Raw genomic sequence first — 19,796 nt, forward strand, 5'->3', positions numbered from 1 at the left:
TTCTTCAGATCGTCGCCGAAACGTGCCGTTCGCGGCCGTAGAGCGAAACCAGCAGCACGATGATGAAGCCGAGTGCTGCCTGCACCGCCGAGAGCTGGAAACCGAGCCCGATCAGCAGTGTGTTGATCTCGGTCAGCACCAGCACGCCGGCGATCGTGCCGAGATAGCTGCCGCGGCCGCCGACCAGCGCGGCGCCGCCGACGACCACGGCCGCGATGGTCTGGAACAGGTAGGGCTGCCCGACGTCGCCATAGGCTGAGCCGGTGAAGCCGAGCAGCAGAACGCCCGCCACCGCGGCGAAGAAGGCGCTTGCCGCATAGGTGATCATCCACATACGGACGGGATCGATCAGCGCCAGAGGCGCGGCACCCGGATTGCTGCCGAGTGCGTAAAGCCGGCGTCCATAGGGCGTCCGCTCCAGCACCAGGACGACGAGCGCCGCCAGCACGACGAGACAGGGCACCAGCCATGGAACCGGCAGCGGTCCGGCCGATCCGCCGATAGACACGAAGCTCGAAACCGCCTGCGGTGCGGAGCCTGAAGGAAAGCCCGCGGTCCACAAAAGCACCAGCCCTTGCACGACCATGCCGATGCCGAGCGTGACGATAAGCGGCTGGATGTCGAGGCTGCGCGCGATCAGCCCGTTCAGGCCACCGATAAGGATCGCCAGCACGCCGACGAGGCCGCAGACGAGGACAAAATTCCAGCCATCGCCGTAGAGTTGCGCGGCCACGACATTGGCAAAGCCGATGACGAAGGGGATCGACAGGTCGATGCCGCCCATGATGACGACCAGCGTCTGCCCGATCGAGGCGACGGCGAGCAGCGAGGCAAGCACCAGCATGGCGCGCACCGCAAACGGGCTGGAGTAGCCCGGAATGAGGATGATGCCGGCAAGATGCAGAAGGGCGGCAACACAGAAGGCGCCGACGACACGGGCATTGGTTGTCGCGAATAGATTTCGGCCAGCCATGTCAGCGCCTCCCCATGGCAAGGCGTTCCTGCAGCGCGGTCAGCATCACCGCCAGCACCAGTATGGCGCCGTAGGCGATCTGCAGCACGAAGGTCGAGACGTTGAACGTCGTCAGCACGCTCTGCAGCAGGAAGATGTCGACAGCGCCGATCGCAGCACCCGCGACGCCACCACGGCCGCCGGCAAGACTGACACCGCCAAGAGCGACAGCCGCAATGGCGATCAGCGTGTAGGTCGGGCCGATATTGGGATCGGCCGACCCGATCAGCGCAGTCAGCATCAGCCCGGCGCAGCCGCCAAGGATGCCGGTCATGACGTAGGCGATGAAGCGCACGAGCGTGACGTCGACGCCGGCTGTATAGGCGGCGCGATCGTCGCTGCCGACCGCCATCAGCTGGTCGTAATAGGGGCTGCGCCGCACCAGCCACCAGAAAAGGAACATCGAGGCCAGCGGCAGAAGCGAGAACGGGCCTGCCAGGGATTTCAGCCAGGCCGGCGCCGGGCCGATCGGCGCCGGCAGGATGGTCAGCGTCACCCCCGTCAGGATCAGATAGGTGCCGAGCGTGGCCACGATCGGCTGGATGCGCACGATGGTCGCCAGGAAACCGTTCGCCGCCCCGACCAGCGCACCGATGAGCAGCGCCGCCGGAACAAGCGCCAGCGGCGAGGATATTCCGGCGCGCAGGAAAAGCACCTGGATCACGATGGCGTTGACGAAGCCCATCAGCGGCCCGACCGAAATATCGATGCCGCCGCGCCCGGCGAGGATCACCGGCGTCGAGGCGATGGCCGCACCGATCAGCGGCGCCGCCAGACCAACCAGCGCACCCCAGGAGCCCGGCTGGAACCGTGCCGGGCTCAGCATCAGATTGATCGCCAGCAGGACGATCAGCAGCACGACGGCGAAGCCGACGCTTCGCCCGAGGGACAGGATGCGTGCAAAGGGTCTCATGCTGCGCGTCCGAACATGGCTGCGATCACGTTCCCGGTGGTCATCGCCTGGCCGGCGATTTCCGCCGCGACTTCATTTTCGCGGAACACCAGCACGCGATGGCAGAGAAGAAGGATCTCCTCGATCTCGCTGGACAGGATGACGAGCCCCATGCCGTCGGAAGCCAGCCCGCGAAAGACGTCGTAGAGAACATGCCGGGTCGCCACGTCGACGCCGCGCGTCGGGTCGTTGAGAAGCAACATTGCGGGGTCCAGCGCCAGGGCCCGCGCCAACAGCACCTTCTGCTGGTTGCCGCCGGACAGGGTGGTGATCGGCGCGTCGGGCCGAGGCGCTGATATCGACAGCCTTTCGCGATAGGCCTCGTAGCGCGCCTTGCGCGCCGCCGGGCTGATCAGGCCGAGGCGGGTATCGCGAGACAGCGTCGAGACGGCGAAATTGTCGAGCACCGACTGCGTCGGGAAAATGCCTTTGGCACGCCCGCGCGGAAGATAGGCGATGCCGCTCGATACGGCCTTGCGGAAGCCGGTGATGGCGCGGGATGCGCCGGGCAGATCAAGGATGACCGAACCGCCAAGCGGCGCGACAAGGCCGGCAAGCATCTCGAGGAAAAGCTCCTGGCCATGGCCATCCAGGCCGGCGAGCCCAACGATCTCGCCGGCGGCGATCGCCTGCATGATCGGGCTTGCGCCCGGCGCGATGACGAGGTCGCGGATAGTGAGGGCGGCGCGATCAGCCATGCGCCAGCTCCGCGGCGGTGCGTGGCGCCATCGCCTTGAGAAGCTCCGCCGGCGTCGAAGCGCCGCGCTCCTCGGTGCGCACCACGCTGCCGCCGCGCAGGATCGAGATGCGATCCGAAAGCGACGTCACCTCATCCATGCGGTGGGTGATGAACAGGATCAGGCAGCCTTCGCCGGGAAGCGTGCGCATCAGCGAAAAAACGGACTCGCGGTCGGCGAAGTCGAGTGCTGCGGTCACTTCGTCGAGGATCAGGATCTTTGGATCGCGCACGACCGCACGAGCAAGAACGACGAGTTGCTGTGCTGCGAGCGGCAACTGCCCGGCGGGCATGTCGAGCGGAACGTTGGTGACGGCGAAACGTTTGAGGGCGGCGGCTGCCCTGTCGCGCCGCTCGTTGCGGGGAACCGCGCGCCGGACCAGGCCGTCGAGGCCAAGCAGGATATTGTCGGTCACGCTGCGGTCCGGCGCGATCAGCACTTCCTGGAAGACCGTGGCGAAGCCTTGCGCCTGGAAAGCCGAGGGGGTTCCGCCCGAAAACGGCCTGCCTTGCAGCAGGACCGTGCCGCTGTCGGGCTGAACGATGCCGGACAGCAGCTTGACCATGGTGCTCTTGCCCGAACCATTCTCGCCCAGGATGGTGTGGATGGTTCCTGCCCGGAACGCGATCGAGGCGTCCGCAAGCGCGACCGTCTCGCCATAGCGTTTGGATATGTTTCTGATTTCAAGCATGTCGCGTTTCGAAGCTGGCAAGCCGGCCCTCCGAAAGGAGCCGGCTTGTCGAGGTCTTATCTGGCCCAGGCGTCACTTCGCGCAGGCGTCTGGCACCTTCGAATAGTCCCATCCCTTGGTCGGCGCCGGGTTGGAGAAATAGGCGTCGAGCCATTCTTCCGGCATCGGATCCTTGGGCGGCACCGGGAAGATCGATACGGCATCCGTCGTCATGCAGTCCTTGTACCAGGCGCCGAGATCGGCATTGTGGACCGGCGGAATCGGAATGAGCAGCGTGTTCAGCTTCGGCTTCTGGCCGTCGAGCATGCGTTCGCCGACGCGAAACAGCGTTTCGGCGGTCCAGTGCGGCAGCACGGCATGGCCCTCGAAGCGGTACTTGTCGGGATTGGCCTTCCAGTAGCCCAGGGCATCGCCGGTGATCGAACCGGTGATCAGCGGCGCCGGCCGGCCGGCTTCGGCGAACGCCTCCGCGACGACGCGGCTTTCGCTGCCTGTCGTCCACACCGCATCGATCGGCGCCGGGTTGGTGGCGATCGCCTGCAGCACCACCGTCTTGGTGACATTGGCCGTCCAATTGCCGTTGACCGTGCGCGAGATCTTCAGCTTGGGGTTTTCCGCCAGCGCCTTGTCGGCGCCCTGGCGCTCCTGAACCACGATCGGGTGGCCGGCGATGCCCTCGACCAGCAGGATGCTGGCGCCATCAGGCTTGGCCTTGCCGATCGCCGTCATCATGTCGTAGCCCCAGCGCGCATAGTTGGAATCGACATTGATCGCGTTCGGGCTGGTCACCGAACCGGCGGCGGTGATGAACGGGATGCCTGCCTTGGCGGCCGCATCGATGGCGTCATCGAGCGCTGTTGCCGAGCCCGGGATCGAGGTGATGATCGAGCACTTCTTGTCGATGAAGGCGCGGATCTGGTTGATCTGCTGGCTGGCGTCGTTGTTGGAATCCGACACTTCGAAGCTGGAGACGGTGCCGTCGGCGATCAGCCCGTCGACCAGGCGCTTCAGCTCCTTGGTGACGGTGACCCGCCAGGGGTTGCCCTGGTAGGATTCCGAATGGCACCATTTCCATGGCTTGGACGGCGGGTTGAAATTGTCCCAGGCCGATGGCAGCACCGTCTGCGGCGCGCCGTCATATTGCGCCTTGAGTTCATCGGGCAGCCCGCTGATGACGCCTTGTACGTCTTCGGCAAAAGCTGTCGTTGCGAGTGAGGCGAAGGCGGTTGCGGCCACAAGGCCGCGGATCAGGCTTTTCATTTGTCTCCTCCGTTCAATTTTTTCAGGCTCCTCCACCGGCAGTGCCGGTCGCCTGCGCCGGGGCGCTCTGCCGAAACAGGCGATTGAGATCGGCAATGACCTGGCTGGAACGATGCCCTGAGGTCATGCCGGAATTGACGCGGTCGGACGCGGCCTGCTGGAACGCCATGTAACCATCATGGCGAGGCCGCACCCATGCGCCCTCCAGGGTCGCGCGCGTATCGCGATAGAAATTGCCGGTCGCCGCATTGACGGCCTGATCCTCCCAGGCCGCGGCATGGCCGGGCTGTCCGCCGGCCGCGGCATAGGGGCCACGCTGGACCTCGCCGCTGGCGAGCCAGTAGGCGAAATCGGTTGCCGCCTCTTTCGCCTTCGAGAAGGCCGACACCGCTATGCCTGTGCCGCCAAGCGCCGTGCCAATCGGGCCGCTGGATCCGACAACAGGGATGTCGCCAAATGCCAGGCGATGTGGGCGAAACCCGGCCATCGCGTAGGAAACATAGCCGTAGATCAGCGGTGCGCAGACGATCGGGGATCCGGCCTGCGCCATCCGCTCCAAAACGGCGATCGGATCCATCTCGAAGCAGGCCGGGTCGACCAGCGCGGCAATCTCGCGCATTGTCTCGAAGACTTCGCTGCCGGCCTCGCCGTCGATGAGATCGTTGGATGGGTCGGTCGCGCAAGCATGCCCGAGATTGCCTGCGAGCGTGAAGAACACCATCATCGAATGCGGTGGCCGCAACGGCAGCAGCACGCGTGCCTGCCGGGCGAGATCGAGCACTTCGCTCCATCGCGATGGCGGTGCGCCAAGCGCATCGGGCCGCCATGCCTGGACCTGCGTCGCGGCATCGATGGGAAACGCCCACTGCCGTCCCTGCCATGTGTAACTCGGATAGGACTGGCCGACGCTGCCGGAGGAAAGTGCCGCGCGCTCCGCCTCGCGGCCGGCGACATCGAGCGGCTCCAGGCAGCGTTCGGCGGTGATCTGGCCGACATGCGGATGGTCGATGACGATCAGATCATAGGCGCGCGCCAGTTCCTCGACCGGGAAGGACTCGAAGTCCTGCAGCGAACGCTTGTCCCATTCGACGGCAATGCCGGTTTTCTGCTTCCACAGCGACGAGCAGGCGACCATCGGATCATAGCCGCGCGGATGGTTCCAGGTCATGCCCCTGAGCGTGGGCTTTAGGAAGCGCGTGGTCACAGGCCGAACTCCTCGCGGATCGCGGCGCTATGCTCGCCGATGCGCGGTGCTGCCCGGTCGACCTTGGCCCTGATGCCGTCGACCCTGAGCGGCGAACTGGTGGTAAGGATCGAGACATCGTCCTCGCGCGTCACCGTCTGCAGCATGTCGAGCGACTGGAAGCCCCCGCTTGCCAGCATTTCCGGCCAGGTCAGCACCTTGGCGCACCAGATGTCGGCGGGTTCGAGAACATCAAGCCACTCGTCGACCGTCCTGGTCGCGATCCGCTGCGCGACGATCGCCTTGATGTCGTCGCGCGCGGTGAACCAGGATGCCGGCTTGTCGCGGTAGGGCGCCAGTTCCTCCAGCGACAGCAGGTCGGCGAGTTTCGGGATTGGCGTCATGGCGATGGCGAGATAGCCGTCCTTGGCGGGATAGACGCCGTAAGGTGCCGACAGATAGGCATGCGCGCTGCGGAAGCTGGAGCGGCGCGGCAAACGGCGGCCGTCATTGAGATGCGTGGTCAGTACCTCGAACTGGAAGTCGACCAGCGCTTCCAGCAGGCTGGTTTCGATATGGCTGCCCTGGCCGGTGATGCCGCGCCGCACAAGGGCGGCCAGTATGCCTTGCGCGCATGCCGCGCCCGCCAGCATGTCGCCGATAGCAAGCCCGAACGGCACCGGCCCCTGGTCCTCGTCGCCGTTCAGCCACATCACCCCGGAGCGCGCCTGCGCCAGGAGGTCCTGGCCGGGCCGCTTGACCCATGGGCCGTCCTCGCCATAGCCGCTGATCGAGGCATAGACCAGGCGCGGGTTGATCTTGCGGACCGCCTCGTAGTCGAGGCCGAGCCGTTCGATGACACCCGGCCTGAAATTCTGGATCAGCACGTCGGCCTTCGCCAGCAGGCCGCGCAGCGCCTTGAGATCCGCCTCGTCCTTCAGGTCGATGGCGAGGCTTTCCTTGGCCCGGTTGATGGCATGGAAGATGGTGGAATCACCGCCGATCTCGGTGTCGCTGAGATAGAGCCGGCGCGACAGGTCGCCGCCGTCCGGACGCTCGATCTTGATGACGCGGGCGCCGAGATCCAGCAGCCTGAGCGAGCAGTAGGGCCCGGACAGGAACTGGCTCATGTCGACGACGACGAGACCGGCAAGCGGCAATTCGGCTGCTGCCGGCATTTCTACTTCTCCGTCTTGCCGAGGAAATCGGCAGGGTTGCGGTACTTCACCGTCTGCAGATGCTCGCAATAGAGAACGAGTTCGCCTTCGCCCTTGAACACCTGGTAGCTGGCGCGGATCAGCCCCATGTCCTTGTAGCGCGGCGTCTTGTCGAGGTTGGACCGGATCGAATAGATCGTCTCGCCGATGAAGACGGGCTTTATGAAGCGGAGCTTGTCGTAGCCATAGGAAAACGCGTTGACGCAGTTGGTTGCGACGAGCCCCAGGCCAGCCGAGAAGACGAAGGCGCCCGCCACCAGCCGCTTGCCGAAAATGCCCTCTGTCTCGGCAAACATCTGGTCCTGCACGTAAGGATGGATGTCGAGCACCAGCGTGTTGAACAGGTGGCTGTCCCCTTCGGCCATGGTGCGGCGCAACGAGCGGATCTTCTGGCCGACCGGCCAGTCCTCGTAGAACCAGTTCTCGGCGTTCCAAACCGGCAAGGCGGCATGTTCCGCGGGCATGTTGGCCGGATGCGTCGAGGCGACGCCGACGGTCGGTGCGAAGTCGTTCATCGCTGGCTCCGCTGGCACTGCGCAAGGCACGGCACAAGTTTCGGAACACGCGTCAAGGCGCCAGATTGCACGACGTCTCCTCCCGTCAATCTTCTTTTGTAAATACTATTTTCACATATGGGGTTGCGTTGCAAGCGAGGACGGGCGAAATTTTGGCTGTTTCCGCTGCGCTCGAGCCCGGCGGAACAGGGAGGAAAACATGCGCGATGCCTGTCTGGTCTTTGTCGGCAGCCTGAACCGGGAGGCGCCCTATTTTCAGGGCGCACGCGGCGTCGGCCTCGGCGTCTACAGCTTCGACGAGGAGACGCTGGAAACACGAAAGCTGGCCGAGACCAGTGACATCGACAATCCGACCTTCCTTTCGGTGACGCCGGACGGTTCGCGCCTCTACGCCAATTCGGAAGTCTTCCCCTGGCGCGAAGGAACGGTTTCGGCCTACGGCTTCGACCGCGCCTCGGGCACGCTCACTTACCTGAACAAGCAGCCGTCACTCGGCAGCATCACCGCGCATAACACCATCACCCGCGATGGCACGAAGCTGCTGGTCGCCAATTACGGCATGGGCGAGGGCGGTCCGGATCGCGCAGTCGCGGTCTATGGCTTCGACAGCGATGGCGCCTTGTCGGCTCCTCTGGCCAGCGTTTCGCACAAGGGCACTGGCCCGAATCCAGCCCGGCAGGAGCGCTCGCATGCCCATAGCGTCACCGAAACCATCGCCGGCGGAACGGCCATTGTCGCCGATCTCGGCATCGACCGGCTGGTGTCCTACCGGATCGAGCACGATGGCAATCTGACCAAACTGGCCGAATCCGCTTTGCCGCCGGGCGCCGGTCCACGCCATCTCGCCTTGCATCCGAACGGCCGTTTTGTCTTCGTCATGAACGAGCTGGATTCGACCATCGTGTCGATGGCGCTGGACAAGGCAAGCGGCAAGCTCTCGACCATCGACGCCAGGCCGGCCGTGCCGGCCGAGGCGCGCCAGGCCAATCACTGCGCCGATATCCAGATCTCGCCCGACGGCCGCTTCCTCTACGGCTCCAACCGAGGCCATGACAGCGTGGTCATCATGGCCGTCGACCAGCAAAGTGGCGCGCTGAGCCTCGTCGGCCATGTCCCTTGCGGGGGCGCCACGCCGCGCAACCTGGCGCTGACGCCGTCCGGCGGCCACCTGTTCTCGGCCAACCAGAATGCCGACCGCATCTCGATCTTCGCGCGCGACGCCGAGAGCGGCGGGCTGACCGACACCGGCCGTGCCATCGAGATCGGCACGCCGATGTGCGTCAAGATCGTGCGGTGAACCGTGCGCGACATCGGCATCGAGCTTCGGACGGAAACGGGCCGGAGCTCAGGCCGGGCGATCCGGGTTGACGGGTGCCTTCGCCGGAGCTGTTGACGGAGCATTGAACGAAAAAAACCCGCCTGCGCGGCGGGTTCCTGGCGCAACTCAGCACCATAGATAAATATCTACCATAGTTGCCTTCACCCAGTCAAGAAAAAATTCCTATCTTGAGAGCTGCCGGCCATGGAAGGCTGCTGACACAGCCGGACCGGCCGTCGTCAGGCCGCCTTTGTCAACGCGAGTTCGCACGCTGGAGCTCAGGCCTGTTGGATTGCCGAGAGCTTCCAACTCGAGCCATTCTGACGCGTGAAGGTCCACAGCTCCGTCGTCTCCGTGGGATGATCCTCGTCGCCCTCGACGACCTTGCCGCTGGCCCGTTCGCGCATCACGTCGCGCGATTCATAACGCAGGGCCGCCGTGGCATAGTCGCGGTCATCCTCGCGCCAGCTTTCCGCGATGTCGGCCTGCAGGAGGGTGACGTCGGATACCTCGTTCCTGAGGCCCTTCTTCGCGTTGTCGGCCAGCTCTTCAGAGAGATAGGACACCATTTCGGGAGTCGTCGTCTTGCGCAACGCGGCATGATCCTCACGCCCGAACGCTTCCTGGACATCGCTCAACAGCTGCTGGAATGCGTCGAGGTCGGTCTGGGCGAGCCGGATTTCATCGGAACCGGTGGCCGCCGCGGAGCCTCCGCCTGAACCGCCGCCAAAGCCGGGAATGGCGAAAGAACGCGCATTGTTGGCATCGCTCTGTCCGGCTGCGCGGTTTTCAAATCGCGAGGCATTGCCGGCGCCGGCGAGCGCAGGGGCGGGGCCACGCGCGGATTGCGACCGGAAGAACCTGATTGCCAGCATGATGGCGCCACCGATCAGCACGGCCTGCAGCAGGAAACCGAACATGCCCGCCAGCCCGCCGAAGCCCTGGCCCAGGAGCAGCCCGATCAGGCCGCCGATCAGCAGGCCGCGCATCATCGTTCCACCGAAGCCGCTCATGAAGCCGGGCCTCTGCGGGCCGGCCTGCGGCTGCCGGGCCGCGGTGTTCACGCCGGTATTGGGCGTCATCGAACGCTCGACCGGAGCGGTCGGCGCCGGAGCGGTCCTGGTCGGCGGCGCTGATTGGAACGTGCGCATGCCGCGGCTGCCGAAACTGCCGCCGCGACGGGCCTCGGCATGGTCTACCGCGACCATGGAGAATGCCAGGAACAGTCCGGCAAACAGGGCGGCAAATCGGCTTGTGCGGGAAATCATCTGGACGGACCTTTATCGATGGGTTTCGGAAATTCTCGACAGACGTCGGGCCGGCTACCGGCGTGCGGTCAATCGAACAGCTCTTCGAAGAACGATTTCTTCCGTTTCGGATAGCGGTGGCCCTGCGAGCGCGCATAGTCGTCATCGCGGTCCCGGCCATGCTGGGGCTGGGAGAACGCTGCCGGCTGTGGCGCGGGCGAGGCCTCCTTGGCCGATCGTTCGATGATCTTGTCGAGTTCGCCGCGGTCAAGCCAGACGCCACGGCACTGCGGGCAATAATCGATCTCGATGCCTTGGCGTTCGCTCATCACGAGCGCGACGCGGCAGGAGGGACAAACCAAACCAAGAAGGGAAGACGATGTCATATGGGGCTCCAAACCAAAAGAGATGAGCCCGCTTGACCGAAAGGATGGAAACGGGCCCGTTAAAGCGGTCCGACATCACAGTCGCGAGGTGCGACAGTCAGAGGGGCCCGGCCCGCATGCGAGAGTTAGGAACGCAGAGCGGCGCCTTCAAGAGCGACATTGTCCGCGAGGATCGAATTTGTTCCCCATCGCTGACGTCATTGCGCTTCGAGCGCTGGGTACCGCGCCTGCGCCAACGACCCCGGCGTCCCTGCTCAGACCGTCACCACGATCTTGCCGAACTGCTCGTTCGACTCGAGATAGCGATGCGCCTCGACGATCTGCTCGAACGGGAAGGTTCTGTCGATGATCGGCCTCAGCGTGCCGGCCTCCAGCCCTTCGAGGATGAACGCCTTGGCGGCTTCCAGCTTCGCCGGGTCGCCGGTGATCTCGTGGACGAGGTAGCCGCGCAGCGTCAATGTCTTGCCAAGCACGGCGGGCAAGGGAAACGGCGTCGGCTCGGAGCTCAACCCGCCATATTCGATGAGAATGCCACCACGGGACATCGCCGCCGCGAGCGGCTCGAAAATCGGGCCGCCGATCGCCTCCAACACGATGCGCACGCCTCGCGGCCCGGCGATCCGGCGTAGCCGCGCCTCCAGATCCTCCTCGGCCAGGACCACGACTTCAGCCGCGCCGGCGTCGAGCAGGGCCTGCTTCTTCGTCGAGGTCCGTGTCACCGCGATCGCCGTCGCGCCGACGCTGTTGGCGATCTGGATCGCGGCAAGCCCGACGCTGCTCGAGGCTGCCGTGATGACGACGAAGTCCTCGTTGCGCAGCCTGGCGATATCTATCAGCGCGCCATAGGCGGTGAGGTACGGCATCCACATCGCGGCCGCGGTCTGCCAGTCGAGTGATGCCGGATTTTTGACGACGAGCCCGGCAGGATAGGTAACAAGCTCTCCATAAGCCGGCCAGCGGATCATCGATTGCGGCGGGATGACGCTGACGGCATCACCCGGAGCCAGACCCGTCACGGCTTCGCCGACCGCTTCGATGAGGCCTGCGGCCTCCAGGCCAAGCCCGGAGGGCAGGGTGGGCGTCTCGATATAGGTGCCCGCGCGCAGCAGCGCCTCGGCGCGATTGAGGCCGAGCGCCTTGACGCGGATCTGAACCTCGCCCGGGCCGGGTTGGGGAGGGTCCACATTTTCGATCCGCAGGACCTCGGGGCCACCATGCCGATGAAAGCGAACGACGCGCGCCATTCGGTCTACTCCTAATTGTCTGAACCGAAAGGAGCTATGCCGGTAAGACGAAGTCGGATAAATGGCCTTCGGAGCAGAACAGTAGAAACCAGGAGTTTCGAATATGGATCGGCTTGAGAGCATGGCCGTGTTCGTCAGGGCGGTCGACCTCGGCTCGTTCGCGGCGGCCGCGGCCGCACTCGATCTGTCCGGACCGATGGTCGGCAAGCACGTCCGTTTTCTGGAGGAGCGTCTCGGCATGCGCCTGCTCAACCGCACCACGCGCCGGCAGAACCTCACCGAGTTCGGACGCGCCTATTACGACCGCTGTCGGCTGGTGCTGGCCGAGGCCGAAGCGGCCGATCAACTCGCCGCCGACCAGCTCTCGCAACCGCGTGGCAAGCTGCGCGTCACCATGCCGGCGCATTTCGGCCGGCACTGCGTAACACCCGTGCTGCTGAAACTGGCGCGGCAATATCCGATGCTGGAACTCGACCTGTCGCTCAGCGACCGCTTCGCCGATCTTGCCGAGGACGGCTACGATCTTGCCATCCGAACCGGCGATCTGGAGGACAGGGCAGGCGTGATCGCGCGCCGCGTCGCGAGCCAGGACATGATTGTCTGTGCGGCGCCGTCCTACCTGAAAATTCAGGGCGAGCCACGGCGGATCGAAGATCTCGCCAATCATCATGCCATCGTATATCGCCGGCTCGGCCAAGCCGTTCAGCCTTGGCTGTTCCCGCGCGAAGGACAACCAGCACAGGAGATCATGCCCGGCGGCCGGCTGCGGCTCGACGATCTCGATGCCATCGCCGATGCTTCGGCCGAGGGCATGGGGCTCGCCTGGTTGCCATGGTGGCTGGTTCGCGAGCGCATCCGGGCAGGCGCGCTGGTCGAGCTCTTGCCGAACCAGCCGCGATATCTCTATGACTGCCACGCCCTTTGGCTGCAGACGCCCCATTTGCCGCTGAAAGTTCGGCTGGCCGTCGATGCGCTGGCGGCCGCCTTGCCGAAACGGATGGCTTGATCGCTAGCGCTCGCGGCCACTCTCGTTTGGGATCGCGCGGACATTCCGTGGAGAGGCGCCTCGGCTCTTTGAGGCATCGCTTTCCAGTGCCATATGAGGCAAAGCTGGCGGCATGCAGGCGCATTGCAGGAGAGACGGTTGATGACCAAAGGTTCGGATCTGTTCGTGGCGGCCCTCGAGAACGAAGGGGTCGACCGGATATTCGGCATTCCGGGCGAGGAGAATCTCGACATCGTCGAATCCATCCGCCGCTCCTCGATCCAGCTCATCCTGACCCGTCACGAGCAGGCGGCCGCCTTCATGGCCGCCACCTATGGCCGGCTCACCGGCAAGCCAGGTGTGTGCATCACCACGCTCGGCCCCGGCGCGCTCAACCTGACGACCGGCTCGGCCTATGCGCTGCTCGGCGCCATGCCGATGATCATGATCACCGGCCAGAAGGGAATCCTGTCGTCCAGGCAGGCGCGGTTCCAGATCGTCGACATCGTCGCGGCGATGAAACCGCTGACCAAGCTGTCGCGCCAGATCGTCTCGCCCAAAATGATCCCCTCGCTGGTGCGCGAAGCCTTCCGCGTCGCGCAGGAAGAGCGGCCGGGTCCCGTGCATCTGGAACTGCCGGAAGACATTGTGGCGGCTGAGTGTGAGGATGTCCCGCTGGTGCCGACGCATCCGGTCGAACTGCCGCTGGCCGGTGCGGGCGCGCTCGACCGCGCCGCCCGCATGATCATCGAGGCCAAACGTCCGCTGCTGATGTTCGGCGCCGCGGCGTCGCGGCCGCGCGTCACGCCCGATGTCGCCCAGTTCGTGCTGCGCACCCAAATTCCCTATTTCACCACGCAGATGGGCAAGGGCACCGTGCCCGGCGGCACCGAACTCTACATGGGAACGGCGGCCCTTTCGGAACGCGACTACGTGCACGAGGCCATCGAACAGGCCGACCTGATCATCACCATCGGTCACGACACGGTCGAGAAGCCGCCCTTCATCATGGGCGTCAACGGGCCGAAGGTCATTCATGTCGGCTATCAAACCGCCGATGTCGAGCAGGTCTATTTCCCACAGACCGAGATCGTCGGCGACCTCGGCCCTTCGCTGGCGCTGCTGGCGGATCGCATCGAGGGCAAGATCCCCAACGCGCAGGCCCTGTTGCCGTTGCGCGAAGGCATTCTGAGCCGCATCGCCGCGCGCGCCACGGAAGACCGCTTCACGCCGCAACGCATCGTGCATGACGTGCGCGCCGTGATGCCCGCCGACGGGATCCTTGCCCTCGACAACGGCATGTACAAGATCTGGTTCGCGCGCAACTACCGCACGCGCATGGCCAACACGCTGCTGCTCGACAATGCGCTGGCCACCATGGGCGCGGGGCTGCCGTCGGCGATGATGGCGGCACTGCTCCATCCGCAGCGCCGCGTCATGGCCATCTGCGGCGATGGCGGCTTCATGATGAACAGCCAGGAACTGGAGACCGCCGTCCGGCTCAAGCTCAATCTTGTCGTCCTGCTGCTCGAGGACCACGCCTATGGCATGATCCGCTGGAAACAGGCGGTCGACGACTTTCCGGATTTCGGCATGACCTTCGGCAATCCCGATTTCGTCAAATACGCCGAGGCTTATGGCGCCAAGGGAACCAGGGTCGGCGCGATCGCCGAATTCCGGCCGGCGCTGGAACAGGCTTTTGCCGGCGGCGGCGTGCATCTCGTCGTCGTGCCCATCGACTATTCCGAAAACATCAGGGTGCTCGTCGACGAATTGCGTGAGCGGCTGCCAGCGGTGCAGGCGACCTGACGGCGGCCGGCGCCAAGGCCGTCGATGCCGCGATGCCTGGCTGGCTGGTTGCGAAGGCGTTTTCATCTGGCGTCGGGGGACCATTCCGTCTCGATCAGGGGAATCTGCGGCGCGGCGTCACGCGGCAGTGTTCCCTTGATCCTGGGATCGTCGGCGATTTCGAAGCCGGTCGCAAAGGGCTCAAATCCGCAGGCCCTGTAGAAACCGATGACACTGTGATGGTCGAAGCTGCTGGTATGGAGCCAAATGCGGCTGGGCCGGAGACGCCATGCCTGGTCGAGCGCGCCGGCCATCAGCCGCTTGCCGAAGCCGCGGCCGGTCAGGGAAGGGAACAGGCCGAAATAGGTGATCTCGATCTCGTTGTCCTCAGCCGCCGAGAACTCGACCATGCCGACATGGGCGCCGCTTTCATCATGGCCGTGATAGAGATGCTGGCGCGGATCGGCGAAATGCGTGGCGATCTCGGCATCCGACATTTCGGCAGCGCGATCCCAGAGCCAGGGAGCGCCGATCTCCAGGAAGATTGCACGGTAGGAAGCACTGTCGGGTTTCGTGATCCTTGTCATGGTCAACGGCCGGGCGAGACCCGGCACCGGCGCGCGCGCTTCCATCCATGTCACCGCATTGACGATCTTGCCGGCCGGGACCCGCCGATAGCCGACCGTTAGATTGGTGATTTCATCAGGCAATCTGCCTTCGGTGACCAACATCTGTCCTCGACCTTCCCCACCGGCGCGCAAGAAGCTGATGCCAACTCTGCGCTCGCTTGCCAAGAGGCTCCCGAGGTGGGTCAAGATTTTTGGCCCACCTGTCCCTTGCGTTTCACAGAGATGGCATATGAGATATGATACACCATCGAACGGAAAGCGGAATATCATGCCTGAGCGAATTGCCGACGAGGCCATTTTGAACGCGGTCGACGAAGGCTTCGCGCGGCAGGTGGAATTCCTCGCGAACCTCGTGCGCTTCCCCTCGCAACGCGGCGAAGAACACGCGGCCCAATCCTTCATGGCAGCCGCGTATGAAGCAGATGGCTATACGGTGGACATGTGGCGTGTCGATGTCGATGCGATTCGCGACCTGCCGGGCTTTTCGCCCGTGGCCGTCTCCTATGACGACGCCTTCAACGTCGTCGCCACCCACATGCCGCGAAACGCGACCGGCCGCTCGCTGATCCTCAACGGCCACATCGACGTCGTGCCGACGGGCCCGCTCGATCGCTGGCTGCGCGATCCCTATGATCCGGTCATCGAGGACGGCTGGATGCATGGTCGCGGCGCCGGCGACATGAAGGCTGGGCTCTCGGCCTGCCTCTACGCGCTGGCCGCACTGCGTTGCCTCGGCTATCAGCCGGCCGCGAAGGTCTTCCTGCAATCGGTGGTCGAGGAAGAGTGCACCGGCAATGGCGCGCTCGCTTGCCTGCAGCGCGGTTACCGCGCCGACGCAGCCTTCATCCCCGAACCGCTGGAGCCGAAGCTGATGCGGGCGCAGGTCGGCCCGATCTGGTTTAGGGTCGAGGTCGACGGCGATCCCCAGCATGCGTCGGGCGCTTTCTCGGCCGGCGCCAACGCCATCGAAAAGGCTTTCCTCATCATCCAGGCGTTGAAGCAGCTCGAAATCGTCTGGAACGCGCGCAAGGTCGACGACAGGCATTTCTGCGATCACCCGCATCCGATCCGTTTCAATCTGGGCAAGATCGAAGGCGGCGAATGGACATCGAGCGTCCCCGCGCGCTGCGTGTTCGAGATGCGTGTCGCCACCTATCCCGGCCAGAAGCTGGAGGATGCCAGAGCCGAGCTCGAGGCCTGCATCGCCGACGCGGCCCGCGCCGATCCGTTCATGGCCAACCGCCCGCCCAGGATCACCTACAATGGCTTCATGGCCGAGGGCTATGTGCTGGAGGGCGCCGACGAGATGGAAACCGTGCTGCGTCGTAGCCATACCGCCGTCTGGGGCGAGCCGCTGCAGGAACACGTCACCTCTGCCACCACCGATGCGCGCTTCTTCGGCCTCTACGCCGACACGCCGGCCATCGTCTACGGTCCGATCTGCCGCATGCCGCATGGCTATGACGAAGCGGTGGACCTTGATTCCGTACGCAAGGTCACCCAGACAATCGCACTGTTCATCGCCGACTGGTGTGGGCTGGAGCCTGTCGACCCCGAGGCAAGGCCATGACCGGCGCCGTGACCGATGCATTCGGCGAGACGCTGGCCGAGGACGCGCCCGATGTCTCGATCGCCGATGCGCTTGCCATCCTGCGCCAGCACTACGGCCTTGCCGGCACCGCTCAGCCCTTGCCCGGGGAGCGCGACCACAATTTTCACATCCGCACCGATGGCGAGGGCGAGTTTGTCCTGAAAATCTCGCATCCGGCGGAAGAGGCCGGCTTCACCGATTTCCAGAACAAGGCGCTGGACCACATCCTTGCGGTCGATCCCGCCTTGCCGGTTCCCTCGGTGCGCAAAAGCCTCGATGGAGATGCGCAGTTCGCCGTCAGCATCGGCGGTTCGCAGCCGCGTATCATCCGGCTGGTCACCTATCTGCCCGGCCAGTTGCTTTCGCGCTCGCCTGTATCGCCTGCGCAAGATCGCAATCTCGGCATCTTCCTCGCTCGGCTTGGCCGGGCATTGCGCGGCTTTTTCCACCCGGCCGCCGGCAGCGACCTTTTGTGGGATATCCGCAAGGTCGCCAAGACGCGGCCCATGCTGGCGCATATTGCCGATGCCGGGCGCCGGGCCATGGTCGAGCGCGTCATCGATGCCTTCGAGGAGCACGCCGCACCCGTCATCCCCAGCCTGCGCGCCCAGATCGTCCACAACGACATGAACTCGTACAATGTGGTGATGGACGCATCGCGGCCGGAGATCGTCAGCGGCATCCTCGATTTCGGCGACATGATCCATTCGCCGCTGATCTGCGATCTCGCCATCGGCGCCGTCTACCGCTGGCCAGCCGACGGTCACCCGCTGGCGCCCGCCGCGCGCTTCGTTGCTGGCTACCAGTCGGTGCAGCCGCTCGAGGCCGAGGAGATCGGCATCCTGTTCGACCTGATCCGTGCCCGCCTTGCTCTCATCGCCAACATTGCCACCTGGCAGGCGGAGCGCTTCCCGGCCAAGCGCGATTATGTGCTGCGCCTCATCACCGAGGTCTGGGCCTCGCTCGAGCGGCTGGACGGACTGTCACACAGCGATGCCCGCCGTTATTTCCTCGATCATTCCAATCCGGAGTAGACGCTCGTGTCCCAATCCTCGCCCGCAAATGCCTCCGCCGATGCCGGTGCATCAGCATCCGCGCTGCTCGAGCGCCGTGCCAGGCTGCTCGGCCCGACCTATCGCGCCTTCTACCGCAACCCGATCCATCTCGTGCGTGGCAGCGGCGTCTGGCTCTACGATGCCCAAGGTCGCAAGTATCTCGATGCCTACAACAACGTCGCTTCGGTCGGGCATTGCCATCCACGTGTCGTCGAGGCGCTGTCGGGGCAGGCGGCCACGCTCAACACCCACACGCGTTACCTCAGCGAAATCATCCTCGACTACGCGGAAAGACTTCTCGGCACGCTTCCGCCCCATCTCGGCCATGCCATGTTCACCTGCACCGGCAGCGAGGCCAACGATCTCGCCATCCGCATCGCCCAGCATTCGAGCGGCAATACCGGCGTGATCATCACCGATTTCGCCTATCATGGCGCCACCATCGCCACCGCGCAGCTGTCGCCGGCCGCGGTCGGGGCGAAGGGCGTGCCCGCGCAGCACAGGACCGTGGCCGCCCCGGATACGTTTCGCGATCAGGGCCGGGCCGCACGCGATTTCGCCAGGAATGTCGCCGCCGCCATTGAGGACATGCGCGCACAGAACGTGCGCCCGGCGGCGCTGCTGATCGACTCGGCATTTTCCAGCGACGGAATTTTCTTCCCCGATGCGTCGGCGATGCGCGAGGCCGCCGATCACGTCAGGAAGGCGGGCGGCATCGTCATTGCCGACGAAGTCCAGTCCGGCTTCGGCAGGCTCGGCCAGGGCATGTGGGGTTTCGCCAATTACGGCCTCGAACCTGACATCGTCACCATGGGCAAGCCGATCGGCGACGGGCATCCGATGGCCGCGGTCATCGTGCGGCCGCAGCTTGTTGCCTCCTTCGGTTCCAACACCGGCTACTTCAACACATTCGGCGGCAACCCCGTCGCCGCCGCCGTCGGCATCGCGGTGCTCGATGTCATCGAAGGCGAGGGACTGGTCGAGAATGCGCGCACGGTTGGGGCCTATACGGGCGAGCTGCTGCGGGCTCTGCAGAACCGGCATGCCATGGTCGCCGATGTCAGGCATAACGGCCTTTATTTCGGCATCGAGTTGACGGCGGAGGAGGACGAGGCGCTGGCCGCCACCAGGACGTCGGCGGTCGTCGAAGCCATGCGCGAGGACGGCGTGCTGATCTCGTCATGCGGTCCGCGCGGGAACGTGCTGAAGATCAGGCCGCCATTGCCGTTCGCCAGGGACAATGCCGAGCAACTTGCCGAAACGCTCGATCGCACCCTGTCGCGCTGGTGAGGGGATAGGAAAGGGTGCGGCAATCGACATGCTGAAGCTCGAACATCAGACCCTGAACGACCGCGCCTATGGCGCGCTCAAGCAGGAGCTGATTTCGGGCGGCTTCAGCCCGGGCCAGACATTGGTCATCCGCAAGCTTGCCGAGACGTTCGGCATTTCGACGACGCCAATCCGCGAGGCGCTGCAACGGCTCGTCGCCGAGCGGCTTCTGGAGTTGCAGAACAACCGCTCGATCATCGTGCCCTTGCTGTCTGCCCCCGCCTTCGAGGAACTGACGCGCATCCGCGTCGCGGTGGAGGGGCTGGCGGGCGAGATGGCCGCCTCGCGCATCACCGAAGACGGGCTGGTCGACATACAGGCCACGCTGGCGGGCATGCAGCGCGCGATCGAGGCGGGCGACGCCGGGGCCTATCTCGCGCTCAACGAGGCCTTCCACTTCGCCATCTACCGGCATGCCGGCGCGCCGATCCTCCTCAACATGATCCGTGATCTCTGGGGGCGGGTTGGGCCCTATCTCAAGCTCCTGATGCAGGCTGAGCGCTACAAACCCCAGTCGAACGAGGCGCATCGCAAGATCGTCGCGGCATTGGCGCAGCGCAACGGCGCCGACGTCAGGACCTCCATAGAACAGGACATCGCCACGGCGGCAGCGGTGCTGGCGGGGAACCTTCGCGCGGCCGAATGACGACGCGATCC

19 protein-coding genes are annotated in these 19,796 nt (G+C 64.9%); 7 read left to right on the plus strand and 12 right to left on the minus strand.

Going from position 1 to position 19,796, the window contains the following annotated elements:
* Positions 1-4: 4 nt before the first annotated feature.
* From FJ942_RS00830 to FJ942_RS00865, 8 genes are all read right to left on the minus strand, one after another.
* Positions 5-973, minus strand: a complete 969-nt coding sequence (locus tag FJ942_RS00830; protein WP_140897071.1) for an ABC transporter permease — start codon at positions 971-973, stop codon at positions 5-7.
* Position 974: 1 nt separating this feature from the next.
* Positions 975-1,925, minus strand: a complete 951-nt coding sequence (locus tag FJ942_RS00835; protein WP_140897072.1) for an ABC transporter permease — start codon at positions 1,923-1,925, stop codon at positions 975-977.
* Positions 1,922-2,662: an ATP-binding cassette domain-containing protein gene (locus FJ942_RS00840; protein WP_140555583.1), complete on the minus strand. Its 741-nt coding sequence runs from the start codon at positions 2,660-2,662 to the stop codon at positions 1,922-1,924. Before FJ942_RS00840 ends, FJ942_RS00835 begins: the two co-directional genes overlap by 4 nt.
* Positions 2,655-3,392, minus strand: coding sequence for an ATP-binding cassette domain-containing protein (locus FJ942_RS00845; protein ID WP_140897073.1), 738 nt, complete (start codon positions 3,390-3,392; stop codon positions 2,655-2,657). Before FJ942_RS00845 ends, FJ942_RS00840 begins: the two co-directional genes overlap by 8 nt.
* A 72-nt stretch (positions 3,393-3,464) precedes the next feature.
* Complete coding sequence (locus FJ942_RS00850) at positions 3,465-4,652, minus strand: ABC transporter substrate-binding protein (protein WP_140562013.1); 1,188 nt, start codon at positions 4,650-4,652, stop codon at positions 3,465-3,467.
* 22 nt (positions 4,653-4,674) lie between these two features.
* Entirely contained in the window at positions 4,675-5,820 is a 1,146-nt protein-coding gene (locus FJ942_RS00855; RefSeq protein WP_140897229.1) for an extracellular solute-binding protein, read from the minus strand.
* 32 nt (positions 5,821-5,852) lie between these two features.
* Entirely contained in the window at positions 5,853-7,013 is a 1,161-nt protein-coding gene (locus FJ942_RS00860) for a CaiB/BaiF CoA-transferase family protein (protein WP_140497632.1), read from the minus strand.
* Between the two features lie 2 nt (positions 7,014-7,015).
* Positions 7,016-7,567: a MaoC family dehydratase gene (locus FJ942_RS00865; RefSeq protein WP_140623716.1), complete on the minus strand. Its 552-nt coding sequence runs from the start codon at positions 7,565-7,567 to the stop codon at positions 7,016-7,018.
* A gap of 199 nt (positions 7,568-7,766) precedes the next feature.
* Here FJ942_RS00865 and FJ942_RS00870 point away from each other — a divergent pair, with 199 nt between their 5' ends.
* Positions 7,767-8,864, plus strand: a complete 1,098-nt coding sequence (locus FJ942_RS00870; RefSeq protein WP_140648981.1) for a lactonase family protein — start codon at positions 7,767-7,769, stop codon at positions 8,862-8,864.
* Positions 8,865-9,163: 299 nt separating this feature from the next.
* On the opposite strand, the gene FJ942_RS00875 is transcribed toward FJ942_RS00870, so the two are convergent.
* The 3 genes from FJ942_RS00875 to FJ942_RS00885 all read right to left on the minus strand — a co-directional run bounded on the left by FJ942_RS00875 (position 9,164) and on the right by FJ942_RS00885 (position 11,762).
* Entirely contained in the window at positions 9,164-10,153 is a 990-nt protein-coding gene (locus FJ942_RS00875) for a Tim44 domain-containing protein (RefSeq protein ID WP_140497638.1), read from the minus strand.
* A 68-nt stretch (positions 10,154-10,221) separates the two neighbouring features.
* Positions 10,222-10,518, minus strand: coding sequence for a zf-TFIIB domain-containing protein (locus tag FJ942_RS00880; RefSeq protein ID WP_140497640.1), 297 nt, complete (start codon positions 10,516-10,518; stop codon positions 10,222-10,224).
* A gap of 254 nt (positions 10,519-10,772) precedes the next feature.
* Entirely contained in the window at positions 10,773-11,762 is a 990-nt protein-coding gene (locus FJ942_RS00885; protein ID WP_140897074.1) for a zinc-dependent alcohol dehydrogenase family protein, read from the minus strand.
* A gap of 103 nt (positions 11,763-11,865) precedes the next feature.
* On the opposite strand from FJ942_RS00885, the gene FJ942_RS00890 reads away from it, so the two are divergent.
* Together FJ942_RS00890 and FJ942_RS00895 are read left to right on the plus strand one after the other, a co-directional pair.
* Entirely contained in the window at positions 11,866-12,768 is a 903-nt protein-coding gene (locus tag FJ942_RS00890; RefSeq protein WP_140897075.1) for a LysR substrate-binding domain-containing protein, read from the plus strand.
* A 141-nt stretch (positions 12,769-12,909) separates the two neighbouring features.
* Entirely contained in the window at positions 12,910-14,556 is a 1,647-nt protein-coding gene (locus FJ942_RS00895; RefSeq protein WP_140897076.1) for an acetolactate synthase large subunit, read from the plus strand.
* 62 nt (positions 14,557-14,618) lie between these two features.
* Here FJ942_RS00895 and FJ942_RS00900 read toward each other — a convergent pair whose 3' ends face one another.
* The gene (locus FJ942_RS00900) at positions 14,619-15,266 is read right to left on the minus strand and encodes a GNAT family N-acetyltransferase (protein ID WP_181168572.1); all 648 of its coding nucleotides are present in this window, start codon (positions 15,264-15,266) and stop codon (positions 14,619-14,621) included.
* A 166-nt stretch (positions 15,267-15,432) separates the two neighbouring features.
* Between FJ942_RS00900 and FJ942_RS00905 the strand changes: the two genes are divergently transcribed.
* The 4 genes from FJ942_RS00905 to FJ942_RS00920 are packed head-to-tail and all read left to right on the plus strand — an operon-like array spanning position 15,433 to position 19,785.
* Positions 15,433-16,734: an ArgE/DapE family deacylase gene (locus tag FJ942_RS00905; protein ID WP_181169764.1), complete on the plus strand. Its 1,302-nt coding sequence runs from the start codon at positions 15,433-15,435 to the stop codon at positions 16,732-16,734.
* Positions 16,731-17,789, plus strand: a complete 1,059-nt coding sequence (locus FJ942_RS00910) for a phosphotransferase (RefSeq protein ID WP_140671884.1) — start codon at positions 16,731-16,733, stop codon at positions 17,787-17,789. Before FJ942_RS00905 ends, FJ942_RS00910 begins: the two co-directional genes overlap by 4 nt.
* Before the next feature lie 6 nt (positions 17,790-17,795).
* A complete protein-coding gene (locus FJ942_RS00915; protein ID WP_140671882.1) occupies positions 17,796-19,100 on the plus strand; it encodes an aspartate aminotransferase family protein in 1,305 nt (434 codons plus the stop codon).
* A gap of 28 nt (positions 19,101-19,128) precedes the next feature.
* A complete protein-coding gene (locus FJ942_RS00920; protein WP_140555566.1) occupies positions 19,129-19,785 on the plus strand; it encodes a GntR family transcriptional regulator in 657 nt (218 codons plus the stop codon).
* Positions 19,786-19,796: the final 11 nt, after the last annotated feature.

It is taken from the genome of Mesorhizobium sp. B2-4-2 (genome assembly GCF_006442845.1).
Classification (GTDB): Bacteria; Pseudomonadota; Alphaproteobacteria; order Rhizobiales; family Rhizobiaceae; genus Mesorhizobium.

What these genes read in the sequence shown, in the direction of transcription:
- FJ942_RS00890 (WP_140897075.1), top strand. Translation starts at nt 11,866, where the DNA reads ATGGATCGGCTTGAGAGCATGGCCGTGTTCGTCAGGGCGGTCGACCTC.
- FJ942_RS00840 (WP_140555583.1), bottom strand. Translation starts at nt 2,662, where the DNA reads ATGGCTGATCGCGCCGCCCTCACTATCCGCGACCTCGTCATCGCGCCG.
- FJ942_RS00850 (WP_140562013.1), bottom strand. Translation starts at nt 4,652, where the DNA reads ATGAAAAGCCTGATCCGCGGCCTTGTGGCCGCAACCGCCTTCGCCTCA.
- FJ942_RS00880 (WP_140497640.1), bottom strand. Translation starts at nt 10,518, where the DNA reads ATGACATCGTCTTCCCTTCTTGGTTTGGTTTGTCCCTCCTGCCGCGTC.
- FJ942_RS00835 (WP_140897072.1), bottom strand. Translation starts at nt 1,925, where the DNA reads ATGAGACCCTTTGCACGCATCCTGTCCCTCGGGCGAAGCGTCGGCTTC.
- FJ942_RS00855 (WP_140897229.1), bottom strand. Translation starts at nt 5,820, where the DNA reads ATGACCTGGAACCATCCGCGCGGCTATGATCCGATGGTCGCCTGCTCG.
- FJ942_RS00830 (WP_140897071.1), bottom strand. Translation starts at nt 973, where the DNA reads ATGGCTGGCCGAAATCTATTCGCGACAACCAATGCCCGTGTCGTCGGC.
- FJ942_RS00905 (WP_181169764.1), top strand. Translation starts at nt 15,433, where the DNA reads ATGCCTGAGCGAATTGCCGACGAGGCCATTTTGAACGCGGTCGACGAA.
- FJ942_RS00875 (WP_140497638.1), bottom strand. Translation starts at nt 10,153, where the DNA reads ATGATTTCCCGCACAAGCCGATTTGCCGCCCTGTTTGCCGGACTGTTC.
- FJ942_RS00845 (WP_140897073.1), bottom strand. Translation starts at nt 3,392, where the DNA reads ATGCTTGAAATCAGAAACATATCCAAACGCTATGGCGAGACGGTCGCG.
- FJ942_RS00895 (WP_140897076.1), top strand. Translation starts at nt 12,910, where the DNA reads ATGACCAAAGGTTCGGATCTGTTCGTGGCGGCCCTCGAGAACGAAGGG.
- FJ942_RS00860 (WP_140497632.1), bottom strand. Translation starts at nt 7,013, where the DNA reads ATGCCGGCAGCAGCCGAATTGCCGCTTGCCGGTCTCGTCGTCGTCGAC.
- FJ942_RS00910 (WP_140671884.1), top strand. Translation starts at nt 16,731, where the DNA reads ATGACCGGCGCCGTGACCGATGCATTCGGCGAGACGCTGGCCGAGGAC.
- FJ942_RS00920 (WP_140555566.1), top strand. Translation starts at nt 19,129, where the DNA reads ATGCTGAAGCTCGAACATCAGACCCTGAACGACCGCGCCTATGGCGCG.
- FJ942_RS00885 (WP_140897074.1), bottom strand. Translation starts at nt 11,762, where the DNA reads ATGGCGCGCGTCGTTCGCTTTCATCGGCATGGTGGCCCCGAGGTCCTG.
- FJ942_RS00900 (WP_181168572.1), bottom strand. Translation starts at nt 15,266, where the DNA reads ATGTTGGTCACCGAAGGCAGATTGCCTGATGAAATCACCAATCTAACG.
- FJ942_RS00865 (WP_140623716.1), bottom strand. Translation starts at nt 7,567, where the DNA reads ATGAACGACTTCGCACCGACCGTCGGCGTCGCCTCGACGCATCCGGCC.
- FJ942_RS00870 (WP_140648981.1), top strand. Translation starts at nt 7,767, where the DNA reads ATGCGCGATGCCTGTCTGGTCTTTGTCGGCAGCCTGAACCGGGAGGCG.